At 35.3% G+C, this 14,527-nt stretch carries 11 protein-coding genes; 6 read left to right on the top strand and 5 right to left on the bottom strand.

Annotation, left to right across the window (positions count from 1 at the left end; genetic code table 11):
- Positions 1-4 precede the first annotated feature (4 nt).
- The 5 genes from L1967_RS16785 (at position 5) to L1967_RS16765 (ending at position 7,730) form a co-directional block, all read left to right on the top strand.
- Complete coding sequence (locus tag L1967_RS16785) at positions 5-1,429, top strand: RagB/SusD family nutrient uptake outer membrane protein (RefSeq protein ID WP_249602661.1); 1,425 nt, start codon at positions 5-7, stop codon at positions 1,427-1,429.
- Positions 1,392-1,901 (top strand): hypothetical protein, encoded by a 510-nt coding sequence (locus L1967_RS16780; RefSeq protein ID WP_249602660.1) that lies wholly within the window; start codon positions 1,392-1,394, stop codon positions 1,899-1,901. Before L1967_RS16785 ends, L1967_RS16780 begins: the two co-directional genes overlap by 38 nt.
- Positions 1,902-4,706 (top strand): M16 family metallopeptidase, encoded by a 2,805-nt coding sequence (locus tag L1967_RS16775; protein WP_249602659.1) that lies wholly within the window; start codon positions 1,902-1,904, stop codon positions 4,704-4,706. It begins immediately after the preceding gene.
- Positions 4,707-4,725: 19 nt separating this feature from the next.
- A complete protein-coding gene (locus L1967_RS16770) occupies positions 4,726-6,174 on the top strand; it encodes a hypothetical protein (RefSeq protein ID WP_249602658.1) in 1,449 nt (482 codons plus the stop codon).
- Positions 6,175-6,236: 62 nt separating this feature from the next.
- Complete coding sequence (locus L1967_RS16765) at positions 6,237-7,730, top strand: calcineurin-like phosphoesterase C-terminal domain-containing protein (protein WP_249602657.1); 1,494 nt, start codon at positions 6,237-6,239, stop codon at positions 7,728-7,730.
- Positions 7,731-7,981: 251 nt separating this feature from the next.
- Here L1967_RS16765 and L1967_RS16760 read toward each other — a convergent pair whose 3' ends face one another.
- From L1967_RS16760 to L1967_RS16740, 5 genes are all read right to left on the bottom strand, one after another.
- Positions 7,982-8,647: a potassium channel family protein gene (locus L1967_RS16760; RefSeq protein ID WP_249602656.1), complete on the bottom strand. Its 666-nt coding sequence runs from the start codon at positions 8,645-8,647 to the stop codon at positions 7,982-7,984.
- A gap of 9 nt (positions 8,648-8,656) precedes the next feature.
- Positions 8,657-10,216 (bottom strand): TrkH family potassium uptake protein, encoded by a 1,560-nt coding sequence (locus L1967_RS16755; RefSeq protein ID WP_249602655.1) that lies wholly within the window; start codon positions 10,214-10,216, stop codon positions 8,657-8,659.
- Between the two features lie 12 nt (positions 10,217-10,228).
- Entirely contained in the window at positions 10,229-10,570 is a 342-nt protein-coding gene (locus L1967_RS16750) for a hypothetical protein (RefSeq protein WP_249602654.1), read from the bottom strand.
- 288 nt (positions 10,571-10,858) lie between these two features.
- Positions 10,859-11,536 carry a response regulator gene (locus tag L1967_RS16745; protein ID WP_249602653.1) on the bottom strand — a complete coding sequence of 226 codons (678 nt, stop codon included), beginning with the start codon at positions 11,534-11,536 and terminating at the stop codon, positions 10,859-10,861.
- On the bottom strand, positions 11,529-12,611 hold the full coding sequence (locus tag L1967_RS16740) for an ATP-binding protein (protein ID WP_249602652.1): 1,083 nt from the start codon (positions 12,609-12,611) through the stop codon (positions 11,529-11,531). Before L1967_RS16740 ends, L1967_RS16745 begins: the two co-directional genes overlap by 8 nt.
- Positions 12,612-13,750: 1,139 nt before the next feature.
- Between L1967_RS16740 and L1967_RS16735 the strand changes: the two genes are divergently transcribed.
- A complete protein-coding gene (locus L1967_RS16735) occupies positions 13,751-14,527 on the top strand; it encodes a LytR/AlgR family response regulator transcription factor (protein WP_084842321.1) in 777 nt (258 codons plus the stop codon).

The raw sequence follows: 14,527 nt of genomic DNA, 5'->3' as shown, positions 1-14,527 counted from the left end.
AACGATGTTACGAAATATAAAGTTTTCCATAATTATACTTTTCGGTGTTATACTGACCTCAGGATGTGAGAATTTTCTTGAAGGCGATGATGCCGGTCGGGCTTCAATTCCCGTGTTTTTTTCTGATGTAGATGGGATAAAGTCAGCGCTTCCGGGCGCATATAGCAGGGTGTATGAATATTATGATTCAGAATTTTATTTATATCCTGAAGTAGCCGGTGATTTATTGGAACTAAGCGCTATAGGGGAGAATGTAAAGATGTTCTCACAATATAATTTTGTTTCTGAACCGGATCAGGAAGCAGCAGCAGTTGGACATATTTGGGCTAAAGGCTATGAAGCCCTGGCTAATGTGAATAATATTCTTGAATACCAGCCTTTATTATCGACTCAGTTTCCGAATAATAAAGATGAATTATTGGAAATAAGAGCGGAAGCTTTGTTTTTAAGAGCTTTGATCCATTTTGATTTAGTGAGAACCTATGCGCAAACCTATACCTATACTGAGGATGCATCTCACCTAGGAATACCAGCCCTCACCTTAACACCGGCAGAGAATGAGTTAAACCCTAGAAATAGGACGGCGGTGGTATATGATCAGATTATCACGGATTTACAAGAGGCGGTAGATTTATTTTCTGACTTTCCGGAAGCAGATTATCTCGTGCCATATAGAGGATCTGAAATGGCTTCCAGAGCTTTACTTTCCAAGGTTTATCTTTATAGGGAAGAGTGGGATAAGGCCAGGGCACAAGCCCATATCGTTTTGCAAAACATCGGTTTAACATCCCATGATGATTATGTGGAGATGTTCCGAACTTTAGAGCCTGGAGAAGAGGCGATTTTCGTGCTAAGTGGACAACAAAAAGTATCTCAAGTAGGAAAATTTTATGCAACTTCAGATCCTGTAGCCAAAGCTTCCCCAAAATTAATGGAAGTGTTTTCTGATACCTCTGATGTAAGGCTTAATTTATTGCAGGAGAAATCCGGGACATATCAAACCTTGAAATATTCACGACCGGGAGTAAATCAGGTCGAATTTGGAAGTGATCTTTACGTGCTTAGAGCTTCGGAGGTTTTATTAATACAGGCCGAAGCGGCAATTGAAGTGAATGATTTTGAGCAAGCAAAAGAAAGCATCATTCGAATTCAATCCAGAGCTTTAAATATCCCTCAGGATAGTTTACAAATAAACCTGAATGGCAAAGATGAATTACTAGCGGTTTTAGAGAAAGAAAGAATAAAGGAACTAAATTTTGAAGGGCAGCGCCTTTTTGATATTACCAGATGGCATCACAACCTGAACAGGTATGAAAACACCTCTTCCAATGTCAGAGAATTAGCCTATCCCAGCCACCTTTTTGCGCTGCCCATTCCTTTAAGAGAAATTAATGCTAACGAAAATATTATACAAAATGAAGGATACTAAATATGCTTTAAAGTTTTTTATAGGTGTGTGTACAATGGGTATACTTTCATTGATAGGCTGTAATAAAGATAGTATAGAAGACTTTCAAAAGAGCTATGTACATATCATGCAAAATGAGTCTAATATAGTCAATGTAAATTCCAATAGAAGGGATATTGCGACCTATTATATATATTATAGTACACCAGCAACAAGTAAAGACCTTCTGGTAAATTATCGAATTGAAACAGGCAACGGACTAAGAGAAGGGCGAGACTACCAGGTAATTACTACAGAAAATCCACTACTTTTTCCGGCAGGGGTCTACCAAAGACCTATTCAAATAAGATGGTTGGAGCATGAATTAGATGAGACTCTGGATAACACGATTAAGATCATACTAGAGGACACAAATAATGATGATGTTGCTGTAGGCTTACCAGGACCAGCTAAAAATCAAAGCGAATTTATCATTAAAAAAGTAAATCCATAAATGACCTATTTCAAAAGAATATTATTCACGTTTTTACTTTTACCTATCATTGCACTGGGGCAGCAGATCCAGGAAGATCCTAACCTTATTTCGGGAGAACTGGCTAATGGGTTGCAGTATTATTTATATAAAACCGTTAGATCTAAAGATCAGGCAGAAGTTCAACTTTTTGTAAAGGCGGGCTCACTTCAGGAAAGCAATGAGCAAAGAGGGCTTGCTCATTTTATGGAGCATATGGCATTTAATGGATCCACCCATTTCCCGGGGAACACGCTCATTGATTTTCTGGAACGTCATGGAGCTAAATTTGGTCATGATCTTAATGCTCATACCAGTTATGGGGAAACAATTTATAAGTTAAAGATTCCAACAAGGGAGAAAAGTGTTGTTGACTCTACTCTGGTTATTATAAAAGACTGGATAGAAGGGATAAGTTTAGATAGCCTGGAAATTGAGAAGGAAAGGGGAGTGGTGCTGTCTGAATGGCTCTCTAAACAAAATGCTAGTCAGAATACCAATGAGGCTTTTTTAGAGCTGTTATTGAATGATTCTAGATATAGCCATAGAAAAGTAATCGGTGATACCGCCACGTTGAGAAACTTTAATAGGAGAGATATTCTTGATTTTTATAAGTCCTGGTACGATCCTTCTTTAATGGCTATAGCAGTGGCTGGTGATTTTGATGTGGATGATGTGCTTAAACAAATTAAGACAAACTTTAAGGATATCCCTTCCAATGATATAACAGATACTTCTTATCCTATAAATGATTTCGAAGCATCTGATTATAACGTGATAACTGATCTGGGAACAAAGAAAATTGAGCTTACAGGTGTTCAGTTGTTAGAACCCTTTAGAGATATTAAAACTGAAAATGAGTTTACTTACTTTCTTCAAAAGAATCTGCTTAATGATCTATTTCAGGAACGTCTGGATAATAAGTCTTTCTTAAATCCTGCTTATGAAGGAGGAGGTATTAGTCTGGGGAATTACTTCCCCGTGAAAGCTGCACTTATGTATACCGTGGAACTTCAGAAGGATTCTATAGCTAAAGGATTGGAACAGTACTGGTATGATGCGGAGCAAATCTTTCGATATGGCTTTACCTCCATGGAGATTTCTAAGGTTAAAAAGCAACTGCTTCAACAATTACGGAATAATGCTGAAAATAAAGAACAGCCTTCTTCCGGAAAAATGATCAAGGAAATGTATCAGAAATTTTTCTATGGAAACGCTATAGTGACCCCGGAAAAAGAGTTTGAATTAACCCAAAAAAATCTGACCTCTATTGATTCTTTAAGTTTATTAAACTACCTGAAACAGATTAGAAAACCTGGACAAACAAAATATATTTTAACTGCTAATAAAGCGGATGAAGCAGTTTTACCGAATGCGTCGGAATTTTCAATGTACCTCAATTTTAAAGATAAGGAAATTCAACCTTACGAAAGGAATTTAGATGTTCCTGAAAATCTACTCTCTGAAATACCAGCTCCCGGTAAAATTACCTCGAAAAAGTATATTGCTGAAATTGATGCTACGGAATACGTACTGTCTAATGGCGTGAAACTAATTTATAAACAGACGCAGCTGGATAAAAATGCAATTATAATTAGTGGGTTCAGAAAGGGCGGATATTACGCACTTAAAGAAGAAGATTATATCACCGGACTTTATACCACTCCCGTCATCTCTCTTAGTGGTTATGGTGATTTTACCAGAGATGCCTTAAGTCAGTTTCTTGCCGGGAATAGTGCTAAAGCTACTTTACTGGCAGATAAAACCAGAACAGGTTTTTATGCCAGTGCCGATAAAAGGGATCAGAAAACAGTATTCCAACTACTGTATTTAAAGTGGACTGCCCCCAGGATGGACGAGAAAATTTTCGAGGAAATTAAATCACGAACAATCGAAGCGAAACAAAATGAAATTCCGAAACCGGGTGACTTATTTGGTGAAAAAATAAAAAAGACTTTAAAGGGTGAAGATTATGTCTCCAGAAAATTGAAAGCAGAAGATATCGAGTCGGAGTTGGATGCTTCGAAAATTATAGATACGTACCATCAGTTTTTTGGTAGTGCCGAAAATTATACTATTAGTCTTATCTCAGATCAGCCTTTTGAAGCTCTTAAATCCGATGTTTTACAATACATCGCTACTTTACCTAAAGGAAAAGCAGCTACTAAATACAGGTATCAGCCAAATCATGTCTTGAAGGATAATGTTGTGATACAACAAAAAGATGGTGATAGTCCAAAAGCGACCGTCTCGCTTATTTATCAGCAGCATACTATTCTAAAATCTTTGCCCGAGACGGACCTCTTAAATCTGATGGTGAAGAACCTGATAAGAAACCGCTTGTTAAAAAAGCTTAGAGAAGAAATGGGGGCTGTTTATAGTGTCTCGGTATCGGCAAGTTCTACGAAACAACCCAGAGCGCTGAGCAGACAGAGTATTAGTTTTGTTTGCGACCCAAAAGATGTGGATAAATTGATTGAAGAAACCGAAAAGATTCTTTCCGTTATGGCTGTAGGCAATTTTTCGGAGGAAGAACTTTCAAAAATAAAAACAAACCTAAAGAAAATGGATGATCTGCTAAAGCAGCGAAATACCTATTGGACCAAAGCCATAAGGGAACACTATTTCAACCATTTTCCAAATTGGGAGGCCGTTACCCAATACAAGGAATGGATAGATTCCCTAAGTAAAAATGAAATTGCTGAAGCCATACAGGTGTACTTTAAAAAATCACCAGCTATCAAAGCCGTTTTATGGCCTGAAAACGAACAGAATAATAATCAATAATTACTCAAAATTAAACTTTATGAAAACTAAAATTAACTTTCTTTTACTATTAATAGCCTGTACAGGTTTTTTTAGCTCTTGTAGCAGCGATGATGATGCTTTGCCACCAGAGCCTGCAGAAGTAGGAATGATGTCTTTCGGCTTTTATCAGGAAGATAATGATCAATTAGTTCAGGATTATATCCTGGAAAACATATCAGGAAAATCAATCAGTTTCGCCCTTCCTAAACAGGTTGATGTAACAAACCTGGTAGCCAGATTTACAACCACCGAAAATGATATTGTGACCGTTGGAGGCGCTACACAAGTCAGTGGAGAGACTACAAATGACTATAGTGCAGCGGTAGAATATCTTCTTAGTGAGGAAAATACCAATGAAATATATACCGTGACTATAACAAAAATGGCTAATGCGGTATGGTCTCAATTAACCGCTTATGATCAGGAGGTGAGAGATGTTTCATTAAGTATCAACCCTACAAATGCTATGCCTTATATTGGGTATATTTCAAATCCAGAGGAATATGAGGATAGAAGATTAAACCTTATTTCTTATCAGGATGATGTTTGGAGTCGAATAGGTGCAGCTGACTTTAATTCAGCAAGAGCAGCAGATCCTGATCTTGATTTCTCGAATGAGGGTAATCCAATAGTATCTTTTGGAGATTATTCACTGGATCCATCTCAGGTTTCTATAATGGAATATACAGAGAATTCCTGGAACTATGTCGGACAACCTGGTATCTCCGAAGGAGAAAGAAGTTATAGAGAATCAGCATTAGTAACTGGGGAAGATGGCACTATTTATAACTTTTACATAGATAATGATCGTCAACTAAAATTAAAAGCTTTTGATGGGACTGCATGGAATACTATTGCCATTTCAGGAGTAAATTCTCCAAGTGTGGATCTTGATGTGGTATACGAAAAAGGTGCTTTATACGTAGCAACAATAGACAGAACGACTCTTCAGAGTGTATCGGTATTCAAATATGAAAACGGAAACTGGACGACACTGGCAGATCAAATGAAAGAAGCTCCTGAGAATGCTATAAGAACTTACAGAATAGCTATGGATGTGGATACTGAAGGGAATGTTTATTTAGCTTATGCAGAATCTGATGCGGCTGCAGGCACAGATTATCAGGTAAAAGTGAAAAAATACACAGCAGAAAGTAATTCTTGGTCAATTTTAGGAGATATTCTTCCAGATGCTTCTTTCCGCTCATTCGATCTTGCCGTTGATGCTTATGATAACCCGATGATTTTATATAGAAATGCGTCTGATAACCCAACAACATTAGCATTTGATGATGAAGTGAACAACTGGGCTTCTCCAGTGGTACTTTCAAATAATGAAGCCGATGATTTAGAATTAGAATATGCCGCAAATGGAATTGGATATGCTGCCTATACCGTAGGTAATCAACTTTATTTGCATAAATATGATTCTCCGGATAATCAGTAATTTAATTTAATGATATAAAAAGGCGGATTTTTTCCGCCTTTTTATATTCTAGTATAATAGCCATGATTAAAAAACTATGCATTTTAATATTTTTCTTTGGATTTAGTGTTAATGCTTTAATTTCTCAGGAATACCGTAGTATAAGTGGAAAAGTATACCTCAAAGAGAATAGTGATCAGCAAAAAAGAAAGTCCAGGGGAATAGCCGGAATCTATTTATCCGATGGCGAACATCTTTTTAAAACAGATAAATCTGGAAATTTTATTGCGAGAATACCATCAGAATCCCCTTTTTTTGTCATAGTTCCCGATGGCTATAAAATGGAGAATACTTCATGGTATCGATCTATTCCAAAGGATGGAGAACAGATAAATTTCGAACTTCAGAAGGAATCCATAAACGATAATTTTAATTTTCTGGCTATTGGAGACGTACAGGTAGGCTCCAGAGAAGAAATAAATATGGCTGATGTTAGCTTTTTTCGTGAAATAGCCAATCGAGATGACTTTGATTTTGGAATGTATCTTGGAGATTTGGTGAATGATAATACAGCACTCTTTCATCCTCTTCGACAATCCATGAACAGTATTCCCAAACCCTATAGAGTAGTTTATGGAAATCATGATTGGAAGTATGGTGCATTACATGAGCTACAGGATAAACCTTTTACGGCTGATTTTGGTCCTAAAAATTATGCATTTGAAAGAGGGAACGTTCTTTTTATTACATTAAACTCAATTTATCCGGTTGGGAAATATGGCTATAAAGGAATATATAAGGCGGAAACCATCTCTTTTTTTAAAGAGCTTCTTGGTAAGGTGCTTAAGAAAAATCAGTTGATTATTATTAACCAGCACATCCCATTACGCTGGATGAAAAATAAAAATGAACTTTTGGATTTGCTTAATATTGACCATGAGGTTTTACTACTGAGCGGACATACGCATAGTGTTAGTCGTTATTTTTATCAACGGGATAGCAGATCAGATATTCAGGAAGTCGTATGCGGTGCTGTTTCAGGAAACTGGTGGACGGGTCAGAAGAACTGGGAAGCGCTTCCATCAGCCCTTATGAAAGATGGTACACCAAGAGGTTATTTTAAGGTTTCAGTTTCGGATAATACATATAAATTAAGGTATAAAGCAATAGGATTGGATCCCAGTAGACAAATGAATACCTGGTTCGGATCTTTAGATAATAATAACATTGCCAATATGATAGATACTATAAGCAATAAATTTATTCTTAATTTTTATGCTGGATCTGATAAAACGAAAATTAAGATATTCGTTAAAGACAAATTTATGGGATATATGGAAAAAGAAAACGAGCTGGATCCTTATATAAAGCGTATCAAAGCTTGGCAGGATAAAAAATTATATCCAAATAAGCTGAGTCAGAAATCTCCGTATCTTAGTACACCTTCTTCCCATATATGGAGTATGGACATGTCGGATTTGAATTTTAAAGATTTTAATTTGCTTACTATTGAAATAGAAGATCCGTTTCTTGAACCGTTTAAGTATTCCATTAATTTCCGTGATTTTATTGAATGATTTAAGTACGGATCTAACCAATTTAATATTCGCAATTCCTTATATCTGGAAAGAGTTTTTCTTCATCCCATTGATTTTTATAGATGATTTAGAATTATGTTTTTTAAAAACTAGATTCCGCAAGATGAGCTTAATTTCATTCCTGGTGGATTAACATGCATGACCTATTTAGTGATGCAAGAACTCTAATGGTTTTTATAAAATGTAGCCTATAGTCCCGATAATCGGTATTTTTCTATTTTAAAAATATACTATTCAGCTTCGAATACATTCGATAGTTCTGTTACCTTTTCTTTTTTTGACAGGATCACTAAAATATCATTTACAAAAATACGCGTATCCCCTTCAGGAATAATGACCTGATTGTTTCTTTTAACCAATACCACTAAGGAATCCTGTGGAAAAATTTTATCTTTTGTTAGTTGTTTGATATACTTATTGGATACTTTAGAGTTTTTTTCTACAATCATTTCTAACAACTCAAAGCCATCCCCAAGATCTAAAAATTCCTTTACATTAGGTCCTTGCATCGCCCTATAGAGGTATTTTCCGTTTAACCGATAAGGGCTTTCCACAGTATCAATCCCTAATTGTTCAAAAATAGGCAACAATTCATCGTTATTAACGGAACTTATGAGACGTTTAATCCCCATTTTTTTGGCTAAAAGAATCACTAACGAGTTTACAGCATCATCATTCGTAGTAACGATGATGGCATCGGCTACGTCCGCTTTTGCTTCTTTTAAAGTTTCTGGATTGGTGGCATCAGCATTAATAACCACACAATCATAGTTGGTAGCCACCCAATTAGCGATATTTTTATCTTTTTCAATAACGTGAACATTGTGACGGTCTTTTAACGCATCTTCAATAACGTGTTTTCCTGTTCTTCCTGAACCTACGATAATTATATTCATTTTTTTAGTTTAGATATTTCTAATTTTTGTGCCATACATTAATACTCTTACCAATACCAGAATGGGAATAATCTCGATCCGTCCGGCCCACATCTGTATGATATAAACCGTTTCTAGAATCGGGGACATTGAAGGATCTGAAATCCCTGTTGATAGCCCTACGGTTCCCTGCGCTGAAGCCGATTCAAAAATAGCATCGACCAGGCTATAATCTTCTCCCATAAAATAGACGGTAATACAGGTAGAGAAGAATACAAAAAGGATATAAATAAGGGTGAAAATACCGGCTTTGGCCAGTTGGGCATTCATCTCTTCAGGAAGTAAATACCGATTATTAAATTTCACTTTTTTTACGGTGTTTTTCGAAGCAAATATTTTATTAATATGCCATCGTAATCCTTTTTGAAGTAAGAGGGCACGTATAATTTTAACGCCACCAACCGTACCACCGGCACAACCTCCAATAATCATTGCTCCTGAAACTATAAAAAGTACCGGTAGATCACTCCACTGTCCGATATTTGAAGTTTGCCAGCCCGTAGTGGATAGACCACTGATAAATTGAAAAGCCCCTTCTCTAATGGGGTCGGAAACTCCGTCCGAAGTCATTAATAGCAGGGATAAAAATATCCCTCCTAGAATAGAGGCTATAATAAATGCCCGTGATTGAATATCGCACCATAATTCTTTAAAATTTTGCAGTACCGTAAATCGGTATAGAAAAGGGATAGAAAGTCCGCCAATAAGCATAGGGAGCAGAAAGAGAATTTCCATTTTCTCAGATTTATAGCCCGCAATGCTATCATCAAGGGTACTAAAACCACCAGTTGATTGCCCTGCCATTGCGTGGTTAATCGCATCAAAAATATTTTCAGCAATAGGATAATCCGGTAGTATAAAATAGGTGCCTATAAATAAGTAAGCAACCATTGTTAAGGTAAGGAAAAGATAGATTTTCCATATGGACTGTGCTGTTTGTATAACGTTGGTTTTTAATTTGGTGCCACTCGCCTCAGAGCCATACAGTAGGATGGCAGATTGCCCGGGAATATGTTTAAAAATGGCCAGCGCCATTACAATAAACCCGGCGCCCCCAACCCATTGAGAAAAGCATCGATAGAACATTAATGATTTTCCAATGGAAGGTTCGTGATAGGACATTGTAAGTCCTGTAGTGGTGAACGCACTTGTACTTTCAAACAAGCAATGTAATGGGTTCCTGAAATTGAGTAAACTCGATTGATAGTCCATTCCTTTAGGCACAAATGATTGCATTACTTCCAAAGGAGTAATTTGAGCAATGATAAAATAAGGAATACTCCCCATTATAATAATCATTAGCCAACCCAGCGCCGCAATAAGCAGCGATTGCTGATATTGAGGATCTTCAGTATTTTTAAGGTTTCTAAAGATGAGATAAGCTATTCCTGATACTATCATTGATGAGATAAGGAACCCTATTAGCGCATACCATTCGTTATAAATTACTGCCACGATACCGGGTATCAATATCACACCACCTAGAATAAGCTGTAGGCTGACCACTTGTTTAAGTATTGTTTTATACACGATGAATAAGGATTAAGTAGACAATTTGTTTAGAAGACTTTCGATTTTTAAGAGGTCTTTTTTCAATTTTTCTTTATCCAAAAGATGCTGGCCTGGCTCGCTATTACAGATTTCTAGAATACTTCTCACATTGGTTTTTCCTTCTTCTAAATAACGAGCGTATTCTTTATCTGTTTGGGAAGAAATCAAATTGTCTATTTTCTTTTGGATAAGGGAATCACATTCCAAAAGCTTGCGAAATTCAGCTACTTTTTCGGTGGCTAATTGATGTCTTAATCCATTTATCAAAAAGCAGAGGTCAATTAAGATCTTTGAATTTTTCTGGTCAAAAAATAATTTTTCCCGGTCACTCATTCTTTCCATCTTTAAGGATATAATTGTTTAAGTATGGGTACAACAATTAAACTTTACGACAAAGATGAGTTGGAAAATCGGTACTAGAAATCAAAATTATAGCTGAAAGTATAAAGATTTTATAAAGATTTCTGAATATTGGGAAGTGTGATTTTAATTCTTAGTTATATTTTTTGTAATATGATAATCAGTAGGTTGCAATCTTGGACTACTATTTTAAAACTTTAAAGAGCTCTTATTTTTTGAGTGTAGCTTGAAAACAGTGATAGTATTTCTTTATATATGGAGTTATTGAAACCTATATCCGATACCACTTTCAGTAATAATATGACTGGGATTATTGGGGTTTTTCTCAATTTTTTTGCGAAGTGTACCTATAAAAACTCTCAAGTATTGGGTTTCATATTGAAAATTTTCTCCCCAAACTTCTTTTAATAAATATTGATGGGTGAGTACTTTGCCTTCGTTTTTAACGAGTATGGAAAGCAAGGAGTATTCTGTGGAAGTCAGTTTAATTATGCTATCATTTATTTTTACCGTTCTGGCGATCAAATCTATGGTGAGCAATCCTCTAGTAATAATAGAATTATTATCGACCTGCTGATTTTTTCGGATAGCAGCGCGAATGCGAGCTAGTAATTCTCCCGTACGAAATGGTTTCGTAAGATAGTCGGTAGCCCCATTATCCAGTGCAGCAATAATATCCGCTTCATTATTTTGTACGGATAGAATAATAATGGGGTTATTATTCCATTCCCGTAAGTTCTTTAATACTTGATGACCGCTAAGGTCTGGGAGGCCTATATCCAATAGCATCAAATCTGGGCGATGATTGGCAGCCAAAGTTATTCCTTCTTTTCCTGTACTTGCCTGGATGACTTTATAATCGTTACTTTCTAAATTAATCTGTAGTAATTTCCGAATTTGTGGTTCGTCATCAATAATTAAAATACTTGGGCTATTCATTTTCTTTAATATCTAAAGTTGAAGTTCGGGCAGGGATTTCCAGACGGAAATGGGCGCCACCGGTTTTCTTGTTTTCCAGCGTTATTTTTCCGTTTAGGGCTTCTGTAAAACCTTTAACAATGGAAAGCCCCAATCCGGTACCTCCTGTAGCTGTTCCATTTAGCTTATAAAATTTATCGAATACAAAATCTATTTCTTCTTTAGGAAATCCCAAACCATTATCGGAAATATCGATGATTAATCTCTCATCTTTATACCCACAATTAATGAGAATATTTGAATTTTTTGGTGTATGGCGAATGGCATTATGTATCAAATTATAAAGAATCATTTCTAAAAACCCGCCATCTAAATAAATTAGAGCTACTTTTTCACTGGGTTCAAAAATAACTTTGGTATTTTCTATGGAATGTTCACTTTCCTTTATAGCTTTAAAAACGAGTTCATTCACGTCTACCCAATCAAAAGTAGGTTTTAGCATACCTGCGTCAAGCCGACTCATATTCAGTAGGTTTTCCACCTGCCGGTTTAATCGGCTTCCAGCGGTGGCAATTTCTGTATAAAGTTCGTGAATATTTTTTTTAGATAGCTTATCCTCGTTGTCTACAATAGTATCCACAGAACCAATTATGGTGGCAATGGGTGTTCGAAGTTCGTGCGATAAAGAATTAAGTAGGGTATTGTATAGGGCTATGGTTTTTTCTTTTTCCTCTTCATCCCGTTTTTTATTTTCAAATTGCCTGATTTTTATCGTGAGTACCGCATTAATCATTGCGACGAGTAAATACATTAAAAACATCAGGACGTCCTCTGCCGACTCAATTTTGAAGGTAAAGGTAGGAGGAATAAAGAAAAAGTTCAATAGTAGCGCACTTAGCAACGCGCAGATCAGTACTGGAAGGATATCAAATAGAACTGCTGAAATCGACACAGTCAGTAGTAATAGCAGTGCGACAGCGCGATAGCCCATAAGATCATGAAAAAAGTAGGAACTAACGGAAGAGATTAAAATAAGTGATATGCTTATGCCGTACTGTTTTGTTTTACTAATATCCCTGCTGAAAATTGATTTCATCTTCATATAAATGTGTGACCTGATTTAAATGATTTTCTATAGTTGTTTGGTTTTAATATTAAATATTCACCTAAATAGCCTTTTGAGTTGTCGGTTTAAAATTAAATAATTGAATGTAGTAAATAGCTCATAATTTTTATCTGACCTTTCATGAAAATTTTCTGATGATCAGGTTCCCAATTTTTTTATTTTCAAAAATTAAGACCCCTTCAATATCCTTCTTTTTAATAAAGCAACTTCGATTTTTAATTTTCAATACCATCTATATAGGACAGCTCATTGACTTTTTCCACATCTAATTTAGAATTAAAACCAATTTGTTTTAACCCTAATTAATTATTTAGACGCGGCAGCTCAAATAGTTGCGAAAGCTTATTTTTCGTAGTTAAAGGTTATCTAATAATTATTTCAACTGATCTAAAGGATTAGCCAACTATTTATATTATAATGTAAAGATATGCAATACTAGGACTAAAAGCCATAAAGAAAATGGGAAGGCTTAGATGATCTACACCAACTTTTAAAATTTCCAATCCATTACAAAAATCAAATTTAACTCTTTTAATTAGGAAAAATTCCATTAGGTTTAAAAAAAGAGAACCCGCTCTTACGAGCAGGCTTTCTGATGCTATACTAGTTTTAGAGTTCAAATTGAACAATTTGTTGTTCGATTTCGGCTTTACGCTTTTCCAGGGTGGATAATAAATGCGACGTCTTGATCAAATTGTTTTCGTTTAAAAAGAGATAATTGATTTAAAATAAAACTGATGATGCTTTCAATTAGTATTATTATATTATGTATAAACACGATTACTTATTGAAGACAGGCAGTATTGTATGAGGATTTTATGGAAAGAAATGCATGAAATGAAAGTATTATAAACGGCAATAAGATAAATTATTAGGGTTAAAAGTAGTGATGTTGTAGACCTGTGATTTTTATAAATAATTAAAAAAATCATTTTTGAGATACTTAGGATTGAGGGAAATGAAAAATAAATGCGTTACATAGTGCATATTCCTAAAATTCCAAAGATTAGCAATCAAAATGAATTTATACTTCTTAGTTTTTAGTAATATTGTCTAGTTTTTTTAAAATAGATTACTAAAAATCAACATTTAAGACTATTATCCCTACAATGAAAGTCGTTATTATTGAAGATGAAGATTTAGCCGCAGATTCCTTAGAGAGTTTATTGTTGAAGTCAAAATATGACATTACAATTGCGGCCAGGTTAGAGAATATTAAACAGGCTAAAGAATGGTTTGCAAATCATTCATGTGATCTGATTTTTAGTGATATTAGCCTTGGTGATGGAGAAAGTTTTGAAATATTCAATGCATTAAATATTAAAATCCCCATCATTTTTACCACTGCTTTTGATCATTTCGCGGTGCAGTCTTTCCAGTTTTTTGCTATTGATTACCTTCTTAAACCTTACAATAGACAGAAACTCGATAAAGCCCTTGAAAAATATATGAACTTTGTTGGAGATAAGAGGGAATCCGATAAAGTGGAGAGTTTATTGGAACGAATTCAAACAACTTTGCCGGATTTTCAATCCCCGAAAATTCAAAATCGTTTCCTGGTTTCTCAGGGTGAAGAATTAATATCGATTAAAAGCGAAGAAATTGCCTATTTTATGGCAGAAAATAAATCTTTGTTTTTGTTTACAAGGGAGCATCAAGTTTATCTTTATGATAGTACGATTTCAAATTTGGAAGATAAACTGGCGCCAAAAGAATTTTTTAAGATCAACAGGAAATTTATTATTAGTCATAACGCCATTAAATCAATTGTGAAATACAGTCAAAATCGACTGAAAATTGAATTAAACCCATCTCCCGGTAGTAATGACCCTATTTTAATAAGCTCAATGAATATCAACGCTTTTAAAGAGTGGTTAAATCATTAA

The sequence above is a fragment of the Zunongwangia pacifica genome, from assembly GCF_023499215.1.
Lineage (GTDB): Bacteria > Bacteroidota > Bacteroidia > Flavobacteriales > Flavobacteriaceae > Zunongwangia > Zunongwangia pacifica.
Note: the sequence above shows the minus strand (reverse complement) of the source record. Positions and strands in the feature narration are given on the sequence as shown.